Raw genomic sequence first — 21,671 nt, forward strand, 5'->3', positions numbered from 1 at the left:
GCGCGTCGTTGCAGATCCTCGCCATAGCGCCGCTATGGCTCCGGTCTGCGCCTAGCGTGGCATCCCCATGCGACGCCGCGTGACCCCGCCGACTAACGACTACTTGACCAGCACGCCGCGCGCGAGCATCACCGCGGCGATCGGGATCAGGATCAGCAGGTGCGCCTGCATCATGACGAGACGGCGCGTCGCGCGGATCTCGGTCTCGCTGGGCAGGCCACCGCCGCCGTCCAGCGTCTTGAGCCAGCGGCGGTAGGTCAGCGTCGGCTTGATCGAGATCAGCCCGATCACGACGAACATGCCGAACTTGAAATGCAGCAGCGGCTGGTGCCAGTACCAGCCCAGGCCTTTCAAGCCCCACCAGGTGCGGGCCAGGCCGGTCAGCAGCACCGCCACGGCGGTCACGCCGTAGATCATGTCCAGCCGCGACAGGCGGCGCACGACGGCCGGATTCATCCATTCGCTGCGGCACAGCGCCGCCTGGCTGGACAGGAAGACGACCAGGCTGAGGATGGCCACGATGTGCAGGCCGGCGAGCAGGGCTTCGAGGGTCATGGGGTCTCCCAGGTGGAGGCACGTGTCCAGTAGTCGGGGCTGCCGTGGTGCTCCTTCAGGAAGTCTATCCAGAGCCTCACGCGCAGCGGCAGGTGCTTGCGCTGCGGCAGCACGGCGAAGATGCCGTTGGGCGGCGCGGCGAAGTCGTCGAGCACGCTGACCAGCTCGCCCGCCTGCAGCGCCGCGGCCACTTCCCAGGTGCTGCGCCACGCGAGGCCGAGGCCTTGCCGGCACCAGTCGTGGAGCACCTGGCCGTCGCTGCAATCGAGCCGTCCGCTCGGCCGCAGATGCTGCACCTGGCCGTCGATGCGGAAGGCCCAGCCGCGCGTCTGGCTCGCGTCGGAACTCAAGGTCAGGCACTCGTGCCGCATCAGCTCCGACGGATGCTTCGGTGTGCCGGCGCGCTTCAGATAGGAGGGCGCGGCCACGCACAGCCGCCGGTTGTCGGCCAGCCGCATGCTGATCAGGCTGGAATCGCTGAGATCGCCGACACGCACCGCGCAGTCGAAGCCCTCGTTGACGATGTCGACGACGCGATCGCTGAGGTTCAGCGACACGCTGACCTCCGGATGCCGCGACAGGAACGCCGGCACCAGCGGTGCGACATGGCGGCGGCCGAAGCCCGCCGGCGCGGTGATCCGCAAATGGCCACTGGCCTTCACGCCACCGGCGCTGACGCTGGCCTCGGCGCTGGCGAACTCGGCCAGCAGGCGCTGGCAGTCCTCGAGGAAGGCGATGCCTTCATGCGTCAGCGTGAGCTTGCGCGTCGTGCGAAGCAGCAGCTTCACGCCGAGCCGCGCCTCCAACGCATCGAGGCGCCGACCCATCACCGCCGGCGCCACGCCCTCGGCCTGTGCGGCGGCGGTGAGGCTGCCCTTGGTCGCAACGAGCGCGAAGGACTCGATCTGTTTGAGGCGATCCATGGGCGTCGATTGTTGGACCGTTGCGCCGCCAGAAGCAATGAATGACGACCCTGGTCGTTGTTATTTGTGCAAAAAAGTCAGGGATCTCCGACCGGGGTCGACATGAATGGCCGCCGCCTCACGACCTACAGTCGACGCATCGTTGAACCGTCTTTCGGAGCCGTCATGACCGCACGCAGCCAACACCACCGCCTCCAGGTCGATGCCGCCCTGGCCCGTTTCATCGAGACCGAGGCGCTGCCGGGGACCGGTGTCGAGCCGGCCGCGTTCTGGCAGGGTTTCGACGCGCTGGCACACGATCTGGCGGCGAAGAACGCCGCGCTGCTGGCCGAACGCGACCGGCTGCAGACCGAGATCGACGGTTGGCATCGCGCCCATCCCGGCCCGATCGCCGACATGGCGGCGTACCAGACCTTCCTGAAGCAGATCGGTTACCTCGTGCCGCTGCCGGCAGACCCGAAGGCGACGACCGCCAACGTGGACGCCGAGCTCGCGATCCAGGCCGGCCCGCAGCTGGTGGTGCCCATCCTGAACGCACGCTACGCGCTGAACGCGGCGAACGCGCGCTGGGGCTCGCTCTATGACGCGCTGTACGGCACCGACGTGATCCCGGAGACCGACGGCGCCGAGCGCGCCGGCGGCTACAACCCGGTCCGCGGCGCGAAGGTCATCGCCTTCGCGCGCCAGGTGCTGGACCAGGCCGCGCCGCTGGCCGGCGCGTCGCACGCCGACGCCGCCGGCTACACGGTGGTCGGCACCGCGCTGGCCGTCGCGCTGAAGGACGGCCGCACGGTCGCGCTGGCCGATCCGGCCCAGTTCGTCGGCTATCTGGGCGATGCCGCCGCGCCGACGGCCCTCCTGCTGCGCCACAACGGCATCCATCTCGAGATCCAGATCGGTCGCGCCTCGACGATCGGCCAGACGGACGCCGCCGGCGTGTCCGACCTGCTGATGGAATCGGCGCTGTCGACCATCCTCGACCTCGAGGACTCGATCGCCGCCGTCGACGCCGAGGACAAGCTGCTGGCCTACCGCAACTGGCTGGGGATCCTGCGCGGCTCGCTGACCGAGGAAGTCAGCAAGGGCGGCCGGACCTTCGTCCGCCGCCTGAATCCGGACCGCGTCTACAAGGCCGCGAGCGGCGGCGACGACGTCGTGCTGCCGGGCCGCTCGCTGCTGTTCGTCCGCAACGTCGGCCATCTGATGACCAACCCGGCCATCCTGCTCGACGGCGGTCGCGAGATCCCCGAGGGCATCCTGGACGCCGTGATCACGACGCTGATCTCGGTGCACGACCTGAAGCAGCTGTCGGGCTCGGGACTGCGCAACTCGCGCCGGGGCTCGATCTACATCGTCAAGCCGAAGATGCACGGCCCGGCCGAAGTCGGCTTCGCGAACGAACTGTTCGGTCGCGTCGAGCAGCTGCTCGGCCTGCCGGCCTCGACGGTCAAGCTGGGCATCATGGACGAGGAGCGCCGCACCAGCGTCAACCTCGCCGCCTGCATCGCCGCAGCGCCCAGCCGCGTCGCCTTCATCAACACCGGCTTCCTCGACCGCACGGGCGACGAGATGCACACCGCGATGCTCGCCGGTCCCATGCTGCGCAAGGGCGACATGAAGACCAGCGCCTGGATCCAGGCCTACGAGCGCAACAACGTGCTGGCGGGCCTGAGCGCCGGTCTGCGCGGCCGCGCCCAGATCGGCAAGGGCATGTGGGCGATGCCCGATCTGATGGCCGCGATGCTGGAACAGAAGATCGCCCATCCGAAGGCCGGCGCCAACACCGCCTGGGTGCCCAGCCCGACTGCGGCGACGCTGCACGCGCTGCATTACCACCAGGTCAGCGTGGCGCAGGTCCAGCAGCAGATCGAGGCGGAGGCCCCCGGCGTCGATCGCGCCGAACTGCTCCAGCGCCTGCTCACGATCCCCGTGGCGGCCGATCCGTCGTGGACCGACGCGGAGAAGCAGCAGGAACTCGACAACAACATCCAGGGCATCCTCGGCTACGTGGTGCGCTGGATCGATCAGGGGTCGGTTGCTCGAAGGTGCCGGACATCAACCAGATCGGGCTGATGGAAGACCGTGCAACATTGCGCATCTCAAGCCAGCACGTCGCGAACTGGCTGCATCACGGCGTCGTGACCGAACAACAAGTTCGGGCGACATTCGAACGCATGGCCGCTGTAGTGGATGGTCAGAACGCGAGTGATACGGCATACGAACCGATGTCCGGCCATCCGAACAGCATGGCGTATCAGGCCGCGCTTGAACTGGTGTTCAGGGGACGTGAACAGCCGAGCGGCTACACCGAACCCTTGCTGCATGCCTGGCGGCAGAAGCGCAAGGCAGCGGGAACCGCCGGCGCTCGCTGAATGTTCAGACAACAGTAACCATCTGTCGCGAATCGCCGGCATCGTTCGGCGTACGTCTCATGTGCAAAAGCGGCCTCCGGGCCGCTTTTCTGTTTCTGACGCTATCGATTTCATCATTTCCACAAAATCTTCCATGGTGACTTTCGGCATCCGCATGCCTTTCGGCACGCTGACCATGGCAAACGGCGTGCCTCAAGCATCGAAAACCCTTACGGGGCGTCCCCGAGATCCCTCGAATTCTCTACTCCTTAAAGTTTCTTCACTTAAACGCAGTGTCGAGTGACAAAAATTCGTCGGCGCCGCAATCATTTTTGCCATTTCTTGGGAGTAGGGATGTCCTCTTCGCTTCAACTCCGCCGCGTCAGCATCGCCACCGCGATCCTTGCGGCTTCGATCGGCGCCGCGCAGGCCCAGTCGGCCACGCAGCTCGAACGCATCGAGATCACCGGCTCCGCCATCAAGCGGTCGATCTCCGATGAAGGCGCCCTGCCCATCTCCATCATCAAGGCGGAAGAACTGCGCCAGTCCGGCGTCACCAGCGTCGAACAGATCATCGACCTGCTGGCCTCGAGCCAGTCGAGCAGCACGGGTTCCAACTCCATCGGCTCGAGCACCGGTGGCGCGGCCTATGCCAACCTGCGCGGCCTGGGCACCAACAAGACCCTGGTGCTGCTGAACGGCCGCCGCATGACGGCGTTCGCCTTCGGCGCCACCGCGGTGGACCTGAACTCGATCCCGTTCGCCGTGATCGACCGCGTCGAGGTGCTGCGCGACGGCGCCTCCGCCGTGTACGGGACGGACGCCATCGGCGGCGTCATCAACTTCATCACCAAGACCAGCTACCGCGGCGGCCAGGTGGTGGTGGAGGCCACCCGCCCCAGCGAGGACGGCGGCAAGAAGGAAGGCGCGTCCGTCACGGTCGGCTTCGGCGACCTCGAGAAGGATCGCATCAACTTCTGGGCCTCCTACGACAAGCGCCGCCAGGACCGCGTCCGCGCGCTGGACCGCGATTTCTCCAAGACCGGCATCATCCGCGAACGCGGCGTCGCCGGCAGCTCGGGCACCACCTTCCCCGGCAACTTCACCCAGGGCACCGGCGGCGGCAACCCGTCCGCACCGGGCTGCCAGGCGCCGCTGTCGGTCTCCAATCCGACCAACGCCGCGAACTGCATCTTCGACTTCAGCTCGACGATCGACATCATCCCGGACGTCGACCAGGAAACCCTGGCCGGCCGCTTCACCTTCAAGCTCAACGAGAACCATCAGTTCTCGCTCGAAGGCACGCAGACCACGAACGACAACACCTCGCGCGTCGCCCCGGATCCGGTCACCGGCATCACGATGCAGCCGAGCAATCCCTTCTTCCCGCGCACCACGCCCGGCATCAACCTGACCCAGCCGATCAGCGTCGGCTGGCGCATGGTGCCTGCCGGTCCCCGCACGAACGGCGCCCACTCCGAAGCGCAGCGTCTGGTGGGTGACCTGTCCGGCGTGGTCCTGGGCTGGGACTACAAGGTGGGCGCGCTCTACTCGCGCAGCACCGCCAATGACGCCGCCGTCGACGGCTATGTCAACGCGCCCTTCGTTCGCGCCCAGGTCGCCGCCGGCAACCTGAACCCGTTCGGCGAGGCCACCCCGGCCCAGCTGGCGATCATCCAGCAGGCCAAGCGCGCCGGCGTCTTCGCCAACGCGGTCGGCACGACCAAGAGCGTCGACGCCCGCATCAGCAAGGAAATCTTCGACCTGCCCGGCGGCCCCGCCGCGATCGCCATCGGCACCGAGTTCCGCAAGGAGTCCTACAAGAGCGACACGAACGACGCCGTCGTGCTGGCGATCCCCTCGGCCGGACGCTCGCCCAACCACGTGGGCGGCGAACGCGACGTCAAGGCGCTCGGCGTGGAGCTGCTGCTGCCGGTGCACAAGATGCTCGAGGTCCAGCTGGCGCTGCGCACCGACGACTACTCCGACGCCGGCCGCACGACCAACCCGAAGATCGGCCTGCGCTTCCAGCCGATGAAGGAACTGGCGATCCGCTCGTCCTACAACACCGGCTTCCGCGCGCCCGCGCTGGACGACCTGTACGCGCCGCTGGCGGTCACCTTCACGGCCGGCGCCAAGAACGACCCGCTGCTGTGCGATGCGCAGGGCAAGCCGATCACCTCGGCAGGCGGCATCGCCAGCCGCGACTGCGGACAGCAGCCCCAGGTCCAGAACGGCGGCAACGCCAACCTGAAGCCGGAGAAGTCCAAGACCTTCACCCTGGGCGCCGTCTTCGAGCCGATCAAGGCCCTGACGCTGTCGGTCGACTACTGGAACATCAAGCTGCGCGACCAGATCGACGTGCTGCCGGTGGACACGATGCTGGCCAACTCGACCCGCTACGCCGACCGCATCATCCGCTGCAACCAGCTGCCCGCCGCCGATCAGGTCAACCTGCAACGCTGCGGCGGCCTGTGGGCCAACAGCCCGGCGATCGGCTACCTGATCACCCACAACGAGAACATCGGCCGCGTGAAGACCGACGGCCTGGATCTCAGCGCCGCCTACAGCCAGAACCTCGGCGGCTACGGCAACCTGTCGCTCGCCTATGACGCCACCTACGTCCACAAGTACGACTACCAGACCAGCCCGGCCGACGCCTTCAAGACCCGACTGGGCTACTACAACGACGGCAGCGTCGTGTTCCGCTGGAAGCACAACGTGTCGGCGGCCTGGGCGATGAACAACTGGGGCGCGCGTCTGGCGATCCGCCATCAGTCGGGCTATCGCGACCAGAACGATCCGACCACCGTCGTCGGCGGCGCGTCGTTCTACGGCAATGTCGACTCGTACACCCTGGTCGACCTGTCGGGCACCTACAAGTTCAGCAAGGCGACCTCGGTGACGCTGGGCGTGAAGAACCTGTTCGACACCGACCCGCCGTTCTCCAACCAGTCGTCCCGCTCGCAGCGCGGGTATGACCCGCGTTATTCCGACCCGCTGGGCCGCGCCTTCTTCGTGCGTGCCGCCTACGGCTTCTGACGCCGCGCCGGACTCGGGCGCCTGCCGACCTCTCCGGTCGACAGGCGCCCGAAGCTCCCCAGGATCGCCCTGCGACTTCGGTCCCAGGGCTTTCTTTCCTTGTCTGACAGCGTGTAAACCGGCCGTCCGAAGCCGCTCGCAAACGTGTTACCTAGGTTAATCCCCTAGCAAGGAACGCAAAGTTCGGTGTTGCCGGCTTACACCATGTTGCCGGTCGGCAACGATTCGGTGCGAAGAAATCTTTCATCGGTGACACAGAAGTGACGCTGGCCAGAGGTCACCCATGCCTGTTGTCATAGGGATACCGCTGGTCATGGGGCCAAACCCGGTTGGCCGGGAGGCCAGCCCCGCGCCGCGGAAAGCGCTCAATTGGTACGAACCCGTGAGGGCGATCTCGTTCCATTAATTGACACTGGTTCCACATCGCCGCCGGCTCCCACGGGAACGACTCCGGGCACCCCCATCGAACAATCGAGCGACCACGACAAGGGGCGGCCGGCGGACTTTGGTCAACGCTTTCCCACGAGGAGCTCTCATGTTTCAACGTCGTTCGATCAGCTTGGCCGCGCTGGCCTGCTTGAGCGTCTACTCCGCCGCCTTCGCACAAAGCACCGCCCCCGCCCAGCAGCAGCAGCTGGAGCGCGTGGAAGTCACCGGCAGCCGCATCCTGTCGCTGAACGCCGAATCGCCGGCGCCGATCCAGGTCCTGACGGGCGCTGAAATCGCCGCTTCCGGCGTGGCCAACCTGCAGGACCTGCTGCTGAAGAACCCGGTGTTCGGCACCCCGGGCATCAGCCGCACCAACTCCAACTTCTCGACGTCCAGCGCCGGTGTCGCCACCATCGACCTGCGCAACCTGGGCTCCAACCGGACGCTGGTGCTGGTCAACGGCCGCCGCTACGTCTCGGGCGTGCCCGGGGACAGCGCGGTCGACCTGAACAGCATCCCGACCGACTTCATCGAACGCGTCGAGGTCATGACCGGCGGCGCCTCGTCGACCTATGGCTCGGACGCGGTCGCCGGCGTGGTCAACATCATCCTGAAGCGCAACTTCCAGGGGATGATCCTGGACGCTCAGGTCGGTGAAAGCCAGAAGGGCGACGACACCAAGCGCAAGTTCAGCGCCACCTTCGGCATGAATGCCCCGGACAACCGCGGCAACCTGATGTTCAACCTGTCGGGGTCCAAGCAGGGCGCCGTGTACTCGCGTGATCGCGACTTCGCGGCGGTCGACCAGTACACCACCTCGGGCTTCACCGGCGAGCCGGCCGACATCTTCGTCCCGACCCGTCCGTTCTACTCGAGCTTCGCGCCCCAGGGTGTCTTCACCTACCGCAACGCGGGCGGCACGAACAGCTCCTTCACCTACGACAAGAGCGGCAACCAGATCCCGGTGTCGACGAACGGCCCCAATGGCGACGGCGTCGGCGCGACCGGCTTCGACCGCTCGGCCTACCGCACCATCGCGATCCCGACCGACCGCCTGATGCTCGCGACCAAGGGCGACTTCAACCTCAACGAATCGCACTCGGTGTTCTTCGAAGGCAACTACGCCTCGACCAAGACCAAGACACGTCTGGAACCGTACCCGCTGGCGTCGACCGACATCATCGACAGCGGCTTCATCCCTGCCGAGAACCTGGTGAACGGCGTCAAGGTCCGCAACCCGCTGGTGCCCGACACGATCTACAACAACGCGGTGGACCGCGACGGTGACGGCCTGAAGGACTTCAGCTTCAACCGCCGCATGTCGGACATTGCCGTGCGTGGCAACAAGGCGGATCGCGACACCCTGCGCGTGATCGGCGGCGTCAAGGGCGAGATCGGCAAGAACTGGAACTACGACACCTACCTGGGCTACGGCTTCACGAAGGAAGGTCAGACCGGTACCGGCCAGGTCAACGTCATGAACTTCCGCAACGCGCTGGCCGTGATGACCGACGTCAACGACGTCAACAACAACGGCAACCGCACCGAAGTCATCTGTATCGACCCGGTGGCCCGTGCGCAGGGTTGCGTCCCGGCGAACGTGTTCGGCGCCAACACGCTGAGCCCCGCCGCCGCGGCCTACCTGCACGCCCCGTCGTCGCTGAACACCAAGACCACGCAGGCCCTGGGCGGCTTCTCGGTTTCCGGCGAACCCTTCGAACTGCCGGCGGGCCCCGTGGGCGTCGCGTTCGGTGGTGAATACCGCAAGGAATCGTCCAGCACCGAGTTCGACGCGCTGACGCAGACCGGCCTGAACGCCGGCAACGCCCTGCCGAACACCGCCGGCAGCTTCAACGTCAAGGAACTGTTCGTCGAAGGCCGCTTCCCGCTGCTGAAGAACCTGCCGCTGGTCAAGACGCTGGACGCCACGGCCGCGGTGCGCCAGGGCCGTTACTCGAGCGTCGGCAGCACCACAAGCTGGAACGGCGGCCTGGACTGGGCGCTGAACACGACCTTCCGTGTCCGTGCCAGCCTCGCGCAGTCGACCCGCGCGCCCAACATCGGCGAGCTGTACCAGGCGCCGAGCCAGACCTTCCCGACCGGCCTCGTCGACCCCTGCACGGGCGTCACCGCCGCCGAGCAGAGCACGCGCGCCACGCGCTGCCTGGCTGATCCGGGCGTGGCGGCGAACGTCGCCGCCAACGGCAAGTTCACACTGAACCAGGCCGACGCCCAGGGCGTCAGCGGCTTCGACAGCGGCAACCCGAACCTGAAGGCCGAGAAGGGCCGCTCGTTCACCCTGGGTCTGGTGGTGACGCCACGCGACCTGGTCCGCAACCTGGCCTTCACGGCGGACTACTACCGCATCAAGATCAAGGACGCGATCAACACCCCGGGACGCCAGTACGCGCTGACCCAGTGCTACAACGGCGATGCGACGTACTGCCAGTACATCACCCGCCGTCCGACGGACCAGGGTGCCAACAGCGCCGGTTCGCTGGAGTTCATCGACGAGACCAACGCCAACACCGGCGGCGACTTCGTCGAGGGCATCGACGTGACCGCTACCTACGCAACGCGTCTGGGCGGCGGCATGTTCAACTCGCGCCTGTCGTACACCTTCATGAAGAAGGCCTACAACAAGCCGACGCCGGACTCGCAGGAAGACCGCTTCGACGGCGAGATCGGCCAGCCGAAGAACCGTTGGCTGCTGAACCTGGGCTACAACATCGGCGCCTGGGGCCTGTCGGCGACCACGACCTACATCGGCAAGTCGCACCTGGACGACACGTTCATCAACAACCCCGACCTGTGGGTGACGATCCCGACGAAGAACCAAGCGTCGGTCAAGGAAAAGTACTACCTCGACCTGCAAGGCACCTACCAGATCGGCAAGTCGACCCAGATCTACCTGGGCATCGACAACGCGCTCAACACCAAGCCGGCGCCGGTGATTTCCGGTCTGCCGGGCAACGTGACCGGCGCGGAAACCGCCGCGATCTACGACGCCATCGGCCGCCGTTACTACATCGGCCTGCGCTACAGCCTGTGATCGCCACGGTCAGGCGGCCCAGCCGCCTGCTGTATGCATACGAAACGCCCCTCACGGGGCGTTTTTTTCGTCCTGACGATCCCGATCTGAAATGCTTAGCGCAGATTGGCCATGGAATTCATTGCTATTTGGAAAATGCCATGTTCACGCTCATTTACAAATTTGATAACCCATTGATCTTCAAAAGAGTTACTGCCGACAACGTCCCTCGAACCAGCACAGGTGTGGTTTCTTCAAAACATCCATTTCGCACAAATTAACGGCCATCTCACGTGATGCGCGACCTTCGAACAAATGGTCAAAAAATCTATTCCGACATTTCCGTACGTGTAAAGCAGTCGTAAAAACCTGTTTTGTCGCATCGACACGACCGAATCGTCATCAACCTGTCAGTGAAAACCCTCCATTGCCGCCGATTTGCGTGGGGCTTCCGTTAATAGGTGCGCTTATCGAACGATGGCCTATGACCTTTAGTCAATCGTCCGCACACTTTGGTTCAGGCCTCGCGATGCGGGGCCGTTTCATTTCCGGTTCGCCGCACCCACAAGGAGGGCGAGCCTTCTCCCCTTTGAGGTGCAGATATGTACAAACTGAACGCGGTGAGCCTGGCAGTCGCCGCCACCCTTGCGGCCGCGTCCTTCTCGGCGCTGGCTCAAAACCAGACGGACCAGACCCAGCTCGAGCGGGTCGTCGTGACCGGGTCCGCCATCAAGCGCGTCGACGCGGAGACCGCCGTCCCGGTGACGGTGGTCAAGATGGACGACCTGAAGAAGTCGGGCATCACCTCCGTCGAACAAGTCATGGCCAACCTGTCGTCGGTGCAGGCCACGACCAACGCGGCGCAATCGATCGGTTCGAACACCGGCGGCGCCTCGTTCGCCAACATGCGCGGCATCGGCGCCGACAAGACGCTGGTGCTGCTGAACGGCCAGCGCATCGCCAACAACGCCGTCGATGGCACCGCGCCCGACCTGAACATGATCCCGTTCGCAGCGATCGAGCGCATCGAAGTGCTGCGCGACGGCGCCTCGGCGCTGTACGGCACCGACGCGATCGGCGGCGTGATCAACTTCATCACCAAGTCCAACTACCAGGGCGGCACGATCACCGTCGGCGCCGACGCCCCGGAAAAGACCGGCGGCAAGTCGCGCAGCATGAGCGCCGGCTTCGGCTACGGCGACCTGCAGAAGCAGGGCTTCAACGTCTTCGGTTCGCTGTCCTACCGCAAGCAGGATGCGATCGGCGGCACCGAGCGCGACTTCAACAAGCGCATCCCGGGCGGCCTGTCGTCCAGCACTTCGCCGGCGAACTACACGCAGGACAGCAAGACCTTCTACAACCCCACCGGCACCGCCTGCAGCGGCGAGCAGATGATCCTGTCCAAGGACACCTGCAAGCTGGTGACGGCGTCGTTCGTCGACTTCATCCCGGCGTCTGAAAACACCTCCGGCATGCTCAAGGGCTCGCTGCTGGTCAACGAGAACCTGACGCTGGGCGCCGAGCTGTTCGCCGCCTCCAACCGCGTCACCACCTTCGTCGCCCCCGTGCCCTACGGCGGCTACGCGGTGAACCCGGGCACCAAGTACTACCCGGTGCCGCCCGCGGGCTCCAACATCGACATCACCAAGCCGGTGGACGTCTACTGGCGAGATTTCCCGAACGGCTCGCGCGGTCAGACCAACAAGAACAACCAGCAGCGCCTGGTGCTGTCCGCCGACGGCAACGGCATGGGCTGGGACTACTCGGTCGCCCTGGCCTACAACCGCAACAAGGTCGACCAGTACCTGGTCAGCGGCTACGGCGACGGCGATCTGATCGCCGCCGGCCTGGCCGACGGCCGCATCAACCCGTTCGGCGACCAGGATGCCGTGGGCTCCGCCCTGCTGGCGCAAGCCGCGCTGAACGGCCTGCTGGAATCCGCCAAGGGCGAGGTCTCCAACGTGAGCGCGCACGCCAGCCGCGACCTGGCCGACTGGTTCAACGCCGGCCGGCCGTCGCAGCTCGCGCTGGGCGTCGAGTTCCGCCATGAGAAGTTCACCTCGGCCTCCAACACCGACTTCGCGTCCAAGGTTTCCGCCTCCACCGGCGTGGACCCGACGGCGCGGGCCACCGGCTCGCGCAACGTCTCGGCGCTGTACGGCGAACTGAACGTGCCGGTGCTGAAGTCCCTGGACCTGACCGGCTCGCTGCGCTACGACAAATACAGCGACTTCGGCAGCTCGACCAACCCCAAGGTCAGCTTCCGCTTCCAGCCGATGAAGGAACTGCTGTTCCGCGGTTCGGCCTCGACCGGCTTCCGCGCCCCGACGCTGTATGAGCTGTACGCGAACCCGGCGTTCACGAACACCGGCGGCACCTACGCCAACCCGCTGCTGTGCAAGGACGGCGAGAACGGCAGCCAGTGCGAAGGCCAGTTCCAGGTCCTGAACGCGGGCAACAAGAACCTGCGCCCCGAGAAGTCCAGGAGCGCCACCCTGGGCGTGGTCTTCGAGCCGGTGGCCAACGCCAGCGTCGGCGTGGACTTCTGGTGGATCCACCTGAAGGACAAGATCGGCGCGATCCCGCAGTTCGCGCTGTTCAACAACTACTACAACTTCCCGGCGCTGCAGCAGTACTTCCACTTCGGCCCCGGCGACACGCTGTCCCTCGCCAGCAACTGCCCGGGACCGAACTGCGGCTACGTGGACACGACCGAGCTCAACCTGGGCAAGGTGCGCACCAACGGCATCGACTTCAGCGGTCAGTACCGCCTGAACAGCCCGATCGGCCAGTTCGACTTCGGGCTGAACAGCACCTACGTCGCCAAGTACGAGTTCCAGGACTTCAAGGACGGCTACTGGGTGAGCAACGTGGGCAACTACGGCGAGTCGGGCCCGATCTTCCGCTGGCAGCACAACCTGACGACGAACTGGCACTACGACCAGTTCGGCGCCGGCGCGGTCATGCGCTACAAGTCGGGTTACGCCGACTTCGACCCGTCGAGCCACGCCCGTGCGCCGTCGTACACGACCTTCGACCTGTACGGCAGCTGGGCGCCGACCAAGAGCATCTCGCTGGTGCTGGGCGTGCGCAACCTGTTCGACCGCGATCCGCCGTACACCAACCAGGAAGACCTCTTCCAGGGTGGCGGCTGGGATTCGCGCTACGCCGACCCGACGGGCCGCGCCTACTACGTGCGCGCGACCTACTCGTTCTGATCGAGGCGGGCCTCGCGGCCCGTGTCCATACATCGCCGCGGCAGCGCGGCACCGAAGCGGGAGGGCAACCTCCCGCTTTTTTCGGCCAGCCTCCCTAGAATGGCCGTTTTCGTTGCCGTCCGAACCATGTCCCTCGAGTCGTCCGCGGTGCTGCCCGCCGCCTGTCAGGTCCTCATCATCGGCGCCGGCCCCGCCGGCAGCGCGGCCGCACGCTGGCTGGCCAGGGCCGGCCTGGACGTGGTGTTCGTCGACCAGCAGCCGCTGGGCCGCGACAAGGTCTGCGGCGACGGACTGATACCGGACGCCCACAAGGCGCTTGAACGCTTGGGCCTGCTGGACCGGGTGATGGCCAGGGCGCAGCGCTCGGCGCACGTGGGCTGCATCGGCCCGCGCGGCGGCCGGATCGACGTCCCGGGCCACCTCGCGGTGCTGCCGCGCAAGCAGCTCGACGAGATCCTGAACCTCGGCGCGCAGGAGGCCGGCGCGCGCTTCCTGGCACCGGCGCGCTTCGAGGCGGCGCTGGAAGACGACCAGGGGCGCGTGCGCGGCGCACGGCTCACGATCGACGGCCAGCCCCACGAGATCGCCGCCGACTGGGTCTTGCTGGCCACCGGCGCGGTGCCCAAGGCGCTGACGGCCGCCGGCATGTGCGAGCGCCACACCCCCAGCGGCGTCGCGCTACGCGGGTACGTGCGCGCGCCGGCCATGGCCGGCGAGATCAAGGCGCTGGAAGTCGTCTGGTGCAAGCCGGTGCAGCCGGGCTACGGCTGGATCTTCCCGGCACCGGACGGCAGCTTCAACATCGGCGTCGGCGTGACCGACAGCCACAAGGACATGGCCGGCAAGGGCCAGAAGAAGGACGTCAACCTGCGCGCCATCTTCGACGCCTTCGTCGAGCATTACCCGCCGGCGAAGCGCCTGATGGCCGAGGGCGAACTGGTCGGCGAGCTCAAGGGCGCGCCGCTGCGCTGCACGCTGAACGGCGCGCGCTGGACGCGGCCCGGGCTGCTGGTCACCGGCGAGGCGGCGGGTTCGACCTACTCGTTCACCGGCGAAGGCATCGGCAAGGCGATGGAGACCGGCCTGCTGGCCGCGGAAGCCATCCTCGCGCACCGCGCGGGCACCACGGCAGCCGCCGTCGACGCCCAGGTCCGCGAGCAGTACGAACAAGGCCTGCGCGCGCTGCAGCCGAAGTACGACCTGTACGAGCGCGGCAATCGCGTCAACCGTTTCCCCTGGCTGGCCGACCTGCTGATCTGGCGCGCGCAGAAGAGCCCGCGTCTGCTGAAGCGAATGAGTGGCGTGCTCAACGAGACCAGCAACCCCGGCAACCTGGTCAGCCTGAAGGGCATCACGCGTCTGTTCCTGGAATGACCCGTGCATGATGAGCGCAGCGACCTGAGCCTGGAGAGACCGCGATGTGCCAGCTGATGGGCATGAACGCCCGCCGACCGACCGATGTGATGTTCAGCTTCGCCGGTCTGGCGACACGGGCGCACGAGCACAAGGACGGCTTCGGCATCGCGTTTTTCGAAGGCCGCGGGTTGCGGCACTTCGTCGACCACCACAGCGCCCGGGTGTCGCCGCTGGCGGAGCTGGTCAAGACCTACCCGATCCGCAGCGACGTCGTCATCGCGCACATCCGCAAGGCGACGCAGGGTGTTGTCTCGCTGGAGAACACCCATCCGTTCGTGCGCGAGCTGTGGGGACGCTACTGGGTGTTCGCGCACAACGGCGACCTGAAGGGCTTCGCGCCGCGGCTGCACGCGGCGTTCAAGCCGGTCGGCCAGACCGACAGCGAGCAGGCCTTCTGCTGGCTGATGCAGGAGCTGGCCAAGGCGCACGCCGACATGCCGGCGATCGAGGAGCTGAACCACACGCTGCGCGAGCTGCTGCCGCGGCTCAACGGGCACGGCACCTTCAACATGCTGCTGTCCAACGGCCAGGCGCTGTGGGCGCACGGTTCGACCAAGCTGCACTACCTGCTGCGCCAGCCGCCGTTCGGCCACGTGACCCTGCAGGACGAGGACGTCAGCGTCGACCTGGCCGCCAAGACCACCGAGGACGACCGCATCGCGATCGTCGCCACCGAGCCGCTGACGCGCGGCGAGGCCTGGATTCCGATCGAGCCGGGCACGCTGAAGGTCTTCGTGGGCGGCGAGCCGCTCTGCTGAGCCGCCGCCGGACCGCGACCCAGGGCCGATCGTCCCCGCCAACCGCCATTCGCCGCATCCGGAGGCGACCGCCGGCCCCCTCGCCTAGACTCGCCCCATGACTTCGCCCAGCGCTTCCGCCGACGCGGTCCCCGACGCCAAGCCGTCCGCCGCGAGCGGTCCCTCCCCGTCGCCCGCCGCCCCGCCGCCGGCCCCGCCGGCCGGGACCGGCAAGGCGGACTGGACGCAGTGGCTGTTCCCCGGCCCGCGCCGGACCTTCACCGAGGCGGAGATCGCGCGCACCGGGCTGAAGACCTGGTCCACCGTCATCGACAGCTACGTGATGAGCAACGTGCTGGTGCTGGGGCTGGTCTTCTACACGATGCTGCCGCGGGAACTGGCCCACGTGATCCTGATCGGCGGCCTGGGGATGGCGTCGCTGGGGCTGGGCGTCGCGCGCTGGCTGTGGCGCCAGCCGACCCGCACCCGCTTCAACGGCGCCACCTTCGCGCTCAGCGTGCTGATGGTGCTGTTCACGCTGGGCATGGTGAAGGCGGGGTTCCGCGCCGAGGCCCGCGACCTGCTGCCCTTCGTCGCCGGCGGGATGACGCTGACGGTGTCGTCCTGGTGGTTCCTGACGCTGTACCGGACGCAGCAGCTGAGCGCGCGACTGGCCGAGCTCGACGCGCAGGACGAGCGCATCGCGATGGCGCAGCGGCTGGCGACGGCACAGATCCAGCCGCATTTCCTGTTCAACACGCTGGCCTCGCTGCAGCACTGGGTCGACACCCGCGACGACCGCGCCGGGCCGATGCTGCGCTCGCTCACGCGCTACCTGCGGGCGACGCTGCCGATGTTCGAGCAGGACCGGCTGCCGCTGGAGCAGGAGCTGCAGATCGTGCGCAGCTACCTGGACATCATGCAGGCGCGGCTGGGGCAGCGGCTGAGCTGGTCGCTGGACACGGACGAGACGGCCCGGACCGCGATCGCCCACGCCAGCCTGCCGCCCGGCACGCTGCTGACGCTGGCGGAGAACGCGATCACGCACGGCATCGAGCCCAGCCTGCGCGGCGGGCACATCGCCGTGCGGGTGAAGGCGGCGGACGGGCGATTGCGCCTGGAGGTGCAGGACGGCGGCCAGGGCCTGGCACCGGGCGCCTGCGAGGGCCTGGGCCTGGCGAACACGCGGGAGCGGCTCAAGGCCCAGTTCGGCACCCGCGCCGCGCTGGGGCTGAAGCCGGGCTCCGAGGACGCGCCGGGTTGCCTGGCGTGGGTCGAGGTGCCGAGCGCCTGACGATCACGGATCGAGCGGACCCGGCGAATGTCGCCAGGACGCCTCGAAGGACATGGCCAGGGATACACGGGGGAGACCACATGACGACGAAGATCCGCACCCTGATCGCGGACGACGAGGAAGGCCCGCGCGAGCAGCTGCGCGCCGCGCTGGCGCGGCTGGCGCCGGAGATCGAGATCGTGGCGGCCAGCGTCAACGGCTGCGACGCCTGGGATGACTGCCTTGAGCATGAGCCGCAGCTGTGTTTCCTCGACATCCGCATGCCGGGCATGTCCGGCCTCGATGTCGGGCAGCGCCTGTCGCAGCTGGCGGAGCCGCCGCAGGTCGTGTTCGTCACCGCCTACGGCGACCATGCGCTGTCGGCCTTCGAGGCGGGTGCCGTCGACTATGTGCTCAAGCCGGTCGAGGATGCGCGGCTCGAGCAGTGCCTGCAGCGTCTGAGACAACGCAAGGCCTCGCCAGGTGCCGTGACGGACGACGAAGGATCGGACGACGACGGGATCCGCGGCGCAACCCTGCCGGCGATGCCCGCGGCGACGCTGGAGCTGCTGCGCCAGCTGCTGCCCGCTCAGCGTCCCGCGATGCGGCCCATCCAGGCCAGCCAGGGTCGCGAGATCCAGCTGATCGCGCCCGACGACATCCTGTTCTTCCAGAGCGACAGCCGCTACACCCGTGTCGTCCATCGCGACGGCGAGGCCTGGATCCGCACCGCGCTCAAGGAGCTGCTCGGCGACCTCGACCCCGGCGTGTTCTGGCAGGTGCACCGCTCGGTGCTGGTCAACAGCCGCTTCATCACCAGCGCGACGCGCGTCGACGAGAACACGATGCAGCTCTCGCTCAAGGGCTGCGTGGAGAAGCTGCCGGTGTCGCGGCAGTTCCAGGGCTTGTTCAAGGGCCAGTGATGCGCGGTCGCCCGCCGAGGTAAAACCCGGGCTTCATCAGGAAGCGCAAGGTGGAGGACTCGGCGATGGACAACGCAAGACCGCGAGGTCGCTTTCCGGCGGCGCTGGTGCTGACGGCCACGACCCTCGGGCTGCTCGCGGCGGGCGCGGCGCAGGCTCGCGTGACGCGCATCTTCGTCGACGAGGTAGCGCCGCTGATCGGCGAACAGCGCGGCTACGAACGCATCCGCGGGCGCGCATTCGGCGAGCTCGATCCGGCTGACCCGCACAACGCGGTGATCACCGACCTGAGGCTCGGCGCGGATGCCGACGGCCTCGTGCGCTACGAGACGAACTGGGTGCTCACGCGACCCGTCGGTCGCCGAAGTCCGAGCGGCTTCCTGTGGCACGACGTGCCCAACCGCGGCGGTGAGGTCCGGCTGCAACCGGGCGAGCTGGCCGCTGGCGACATCGGCCTGCGCAGCGGCTGGCAGGCCGACAACGCCGGCAACACCGGCGTGCCGCGCACGCGGCCGGAAGCGGCGCTCAACCACTACGTCCGTGTGCCCGTCGCGCGCATCGACGGCCAGCCGGTGACCGGCCCGGTGATGGCGCGCGTCGTCAATCGCGGTGGCCCGGACTCGCAGCCGCTGATGGTCCAGGGCAATCCGATGCCCTACCTGCCGGTTTCGCTGGACACGGCCCGCGCGACGCTGACCGTCCACACGAAGGAGACCGTCGACGGCCGCATCACGACCGCCGGCACCGTCGATCCGAAGGACTGGGCCTTCGCCCGCTGCGATCGCGCACAACCCTTCCCTGGCACGCCGATCGACATCGATCCGTCGCGCGCGCCGGCCAACCTGCCGGTCCACGTGTGCCTTCGCAACGGCTTCGAGGCGGACAAGGTCTACCAGCTCGTCTACACGGCAGGGAATGCCTACGTGCTGGGCGTCGGCATGGCCGCGTTCCGCGACGTCGGCGCGTTCTTCCGCCACACGAAGGCGGACGACACCGGCACGCCCAACCCGATCGCCGGCCAGGTGCGCGGCAGCGCGATCCGCGGCGTCTCGCAGTCGGGGAACATGGTCCGGCAGTTCCTGTTCATGGGCCTGAACCAGGACGAGGCAGGCCGTCAGATCCACGATGGCGCCTGGGCCATCATCGCGGGCCGCCGCGTCGCCGCGAATGCCCGCTGGGCGCAGCCGGACGGCGTGCTGGAGGTCTTCCAGATGGGCAGCGAAGGCCCGCAATGGTGGGTCGACTGGCCGGACAAGGCGCGAGACCTGCCCGCCAAGGGACTGCTGACCCGCTGCACCGCGAGCAAGACCTGTCCCAAGGTGTTCGAGCACTTCGGCGCCGCGGAGGTCTACGCATTGAAGCTGTCGCTGGCGTGGGTCGGATCGTCCGCAGACGTCGACATCCCGCTCGCGCCGAACGTGCGCCGCTACTACGTCGCCGGCAGCCCGCATGGCGGCGGAGCGGGAGGCTTCCGGCACGAACCGGAGAGTGCGTCGTTCAGTTGTCCGGGCAACAACTTCGGGCAGGCGACGCTGGCGCCCAATCCGCTGCCGCATCGCGAGCTGCGCAACCTGCTGAGCGCGGCGATGCGCGACTGGGTGCTCAAGGGCACGCCCCCGCCGCCGAGCCGGTATCCGATGCTGTCGCGCGGCGAGCTCGTCGAGCCGACGCGCGAGGCGATGGGGTTCCCCCGCGGCGTGCCGGGCATTCCGGAGCGCGTCTTCCTGCCGGAGAACTTCATCTTCCCCGTCTTCGATTACGACTGGGGGCCAGGTTTTGACCGCGTCGAAGCATCCGGTGTTCCCGACCAGATTCCACCGAAGATCAAACGCGTGCTGCCGGCGAAGGTGCCGCGCGTCGATGCCGATGGCAACGAGGTGGGCGGCGTACCGACGGTGCTGTCGATGGCGCCGCTGGGCACCTACCTCGGCTGGAACATCACAGCCGCTGGCATCCACGCGGGACAGGTCTGCAACTACGCCGGTGGCTACGTGCCGTTCGCGCGGACGCGCGCGGAGCGCGAGGCCAACGGGGATCCGCGCCGCTCACTCGAAGAGCGCTATCGCAATCACGCGGGCTACGTCGCGGCCGTGCAAGCTGCCGCGGACCGTGCGGCGGCGCTGGGCTTTCTGCTCCCGACCGATCGTGCGCGCCTGTTGAAGGAGGCCAAGGACAGCGACGTGTTGCGCTGACATGGAAATCGCAGGCGGGAAAAGGAAAAGGGGCCGAAGCCCCTTTTTCGTTGTGGCGGAACCCGCCTCAGCGCATCGCCGTCGGCGCAGGCGCCTCGACGTCGATGCCGCCCGCCAGCGCCTTGTAGACGCCGACCAGCGAGGTCGCCGCCGCCGTCTGCGATTGCGCCAGCTGGTTGCGCGCGGTCAGCAGTTCGCGCTCGGCGTCCAGCACCGCGAGGAAATCGCTGATGCCGACCTTGAAGCGTTCACGCGCGATGTTGGCCGCGCGCTCCGCCGAGACGGCCGCGTCGAACAGCGCCTGCGCCTGCTGCTGGCTGCGGTTGTAGGTCACCAGCGCGCCCTCGGTCTCCTCCAGCGCGGCAAGCACGGTACGCTCGTAGCTGACGAAGGCCGCCTCGTTGCGCGCGTCCGCCGCCGCGATCTGCGCGCGGATGCGGCCGAAGTCGAGCAGGTTCCACACCAGCTGCGCGCCGAGGTTGTACGCATAGGCCGGACCATCGCCCAGGTCGCCGATGCGCGTCGCGTTCTGGCCGATCGTGCCGCCCAGCGTGATGCGCGGGAACATCGACGAACGGGCCACGCCGACCCGCGCCGCCGCCGCGGCGGCCTGCGCCTCCGCAGCGCGGACGTCAGGACGACGGCGCAGCAGATCCTCGGGCGTGCCGATGCGGTCGAGCGCGATCGTCTTCAGACCCGGCAGCGGCTTGACGTCGGACAGCTCCACGTCGAGCGCCGTCGGCGGTTGGCCCGTCAGCACGGCCAGACGGTAGCGCGTGCGCGCCAGCGACATCTCCAGCGCGGGAATCGTCGCCGCCGTGCTCTGCACCAGCGCGCGAGCGCGCTCGGTGTCGAAGCCGTTGCCGCGGCCCGCTTCCTGGCGGCCAGCCACCAGCTTCAGCGCGCCCTGCTGCGTCTCCAGCGATTGCTGGGCCACGCGCAGCTGCTCCTGCAGGCCGCGCAGCTCGAAGTAGTTGCGCGCCACTTCCGCCGCGACGCTGACCTGCGCCGAACGCAGACCCGCTTCACCAGCGAGCAGCTCGGCCGCGGTGGCCCGGCGCTCGTCGGACAGGCGACCGAACAGGTCCGCCTCCCAGCGCACGTCGAAACCGACCGAGAACGCGTTGTTGCTCTGCGGATTGCCTTGGGAGTCCGGCGCGCGGACGCGGCCGGCACCGGCCGTCAGGTCGACGGTCGGGAACAGCTGCGCATCGGCGAAGCGCGACAGCGCGCGCGCCTCACGCAGGTTGGCCGACGCGATGCGCAGGTCCGTGTTGGCCTGCAGCGCGCGGTTCACCAGCGCGTCCAGCCCGCTGTCGTTGAAGCCCTGCCAGAAGCGGCCGACCGGCGCCTGCGCCAGCGTGGCGCCGTCACCTTGCGGCGCGTTGGCGAAGCCGCCGGCCACCGCGACTTCCGACTTCTTCGGCGCCGGAGCCGTGGAGCAGCCCGTGAGCGCCACCGTCGCGGCCGCCGCGGCGGCCATCAGAGAGACTCGGTAGAACATCATGCGCCCCCTTCGGCGAAGGCGTGCCGCCCTTGGGCGTGTCGGCGTCGTCGACGCCCGGATGGAACGGATGGGCG

At 67.8% G+C, this 21,671-nt stretch carries 11 protein-coding genes and 1 pseudogene; 9 read left to right on the plus strand and 3 right to left on the minus strand.

Translation table 11 applies throughout. From position 1 onward, the window contains the following. Positions 1-99: 99 nt before the first annotated feature. Both ACQ859_RS01540 and ACQ859_RS01545 read right to left on the minus strand, forming a co-directional pair. On the minus strand, positions 100-555 hold the full coding sequence (locus ACQ859_RS01540; protein ID WP_431264313.1) for a DUF2214 family protein: 456 nt from the start codon (positions 553-555) through the stop codon (positions 100-102). Then, positions 552-1,478, minus strand: coding sequence for a LysR family transcriptional regulator (locus ACQ859_RS01545; protein WP_431264314.1), 927 nt, complete (start codon positions 1,476-1,478; stop codon positions 552-554). Before ACQ859_RS01545 ends, ACQ859_RS01540 begins: the two co-directional genes overlap by 4 nt. Positions 1,479-1,643: 165 nt before the next feature. Between ACQ859_RS01545 and ACQ859_RS01550 the strand changes: the two are divergent. The 9 genes and pseudogenes from ACQ859_RS01550 (at position 1,644) to ACQ859_RS01590 (ending at position 20,090) form a co-directional block, all read left to right on the plus strand. Continuing rightward, positions 1,644-3,850, plus strand: a pseudogene (locus ACQ859_RS01550) (malate synthase G). Between the two features lie 333 nt (positions 3,851-4,183). Then, positions 4,184-6,871 carry a TonB-dependent receptor gene (locus tag ACQ859_RS01555; protein WP_431264315.1) on the plus strand — a complete coding sequence of 896 codons (2,688 nt, stop codon included), beginning with the start codon at positions 4,184-4,186 and terminating at the stop codon, positions 6,869-6,871. Positions 6,872-7,406: 535 nt separating this feature from the next. Continuing rightward, positions 7,407-10,352 (plus strand): TonB-dependent receptor domain-containing protein, encoded by a 2,946-nt coding sequence (locus ACQ859_RS01560; protein ID WP_431264316.1) that lies wholly within the window; start codon positions 7,407-7,409, stop codon positions 10,350-10,352. A gap of 581 nt (positions 10,353-10,933) precedes the next feature. After that, on the plus strand, positions 10,934-13,549 hold the full coding sequence (locus ACQ859_RS01565) for a TonB-dependent receptor (RefSeq protein WP_431264317.1): 2,616 nt from the start codon (positions 10,934-10,936) through the stop codon (positions 13,547-13,549). 126 nt (positions 13,550-13,675) lie between these two features. Next, a complete protein-coding gene (locus ACQ859_RS01570; RefSeq protein WP_431264318.1) occupies positions 13,676-14,923 on the plus strand; it encodes an NAD(P)/FAD-dependent oxidoreductase in 1,248 nt (415 codons plus the stop codon). Between the two features lie 44 nt (positions 14,924-14,967). Continuing rightward, positions 14,968-15,723, plus strand: coding sequence for a class II glutamine amidotransferase (locus tag ACQ859_RS01575; RefSeq protein WP_431264319.1), 756 nt, complete (start codon positions 14,968-14,970; stop codon positions 15,721-15,723). Positions 15,724-15,820: 97 nt separating this feature from the next. After that, the gene (locus ACQ859_RS01580; RefSeq protein ID WP_431264320.1) at positions 15,821-16,996 is read left to right on the plus strand and encodes a sensor histidine kinase; all 1,176 of its coding nucleotides are present in this window, start codon (positions 15,821-15,823) and stop codon (positions 16,994-16,996) included. A gap of 80 nt (positions 16,997-17,076) precedes the next feature. Beyond that, positions 17,077-17,898: a LytR/AlgR family response regulator transcription factor gene (locus tag ACQ859_RS01585; RefSeq protein WP_431264321.1), complete on the plus strand. Its 822-nt coding sequence runs from the start codon at positions 17,077-17,079 to the stop codon at positions 17,896-17,898. Between the two features lie 65 nt (positions 17,899-17,963). Further along, the gene (locus ACQ859_RS01590) at positions 17,964-20,090 is read left to right on the plus strand and encodes an alpha/beta hydrolase domain-containing protein (RefSeq protein ID WP_431264322.1); all 2,127 of its coding nucleotides are present in this window, start codon (positions 17,964-17,966) and stop codon (positions 20,088-20,090) included. A gap of 67 nt (positions 20,091-20,157) precedes the next feature. Here the strand turns inward: ACQ859_RS01590 and ACQ859_RS01595 are convergent, their stop codons facing one another. Beyond that, positions 20,158-21,597, minus strand: a complete 1,440-nt coding sequence (locus ACQ859_RS01595; protein ID WP_431264323.1) for an efflux transporter outer membrane subunit — start codon at positions 21,595-21,597, stop codon at positions 20,158-20,160. Positions 21,598-21,671 lie beyond the last annotated feature (74 nt).

The organism is Roseateles chitinivorans, from assembly GCF_050632235.1.
In the GTDB taxonomy this organism is placed as follows: Bacteria; Pseudomonadota; Gammaproteobacteria; order Burkholderiales; family Burkholderiaceae_C; genus Roseateles; species Roseateles chitinivorans_A.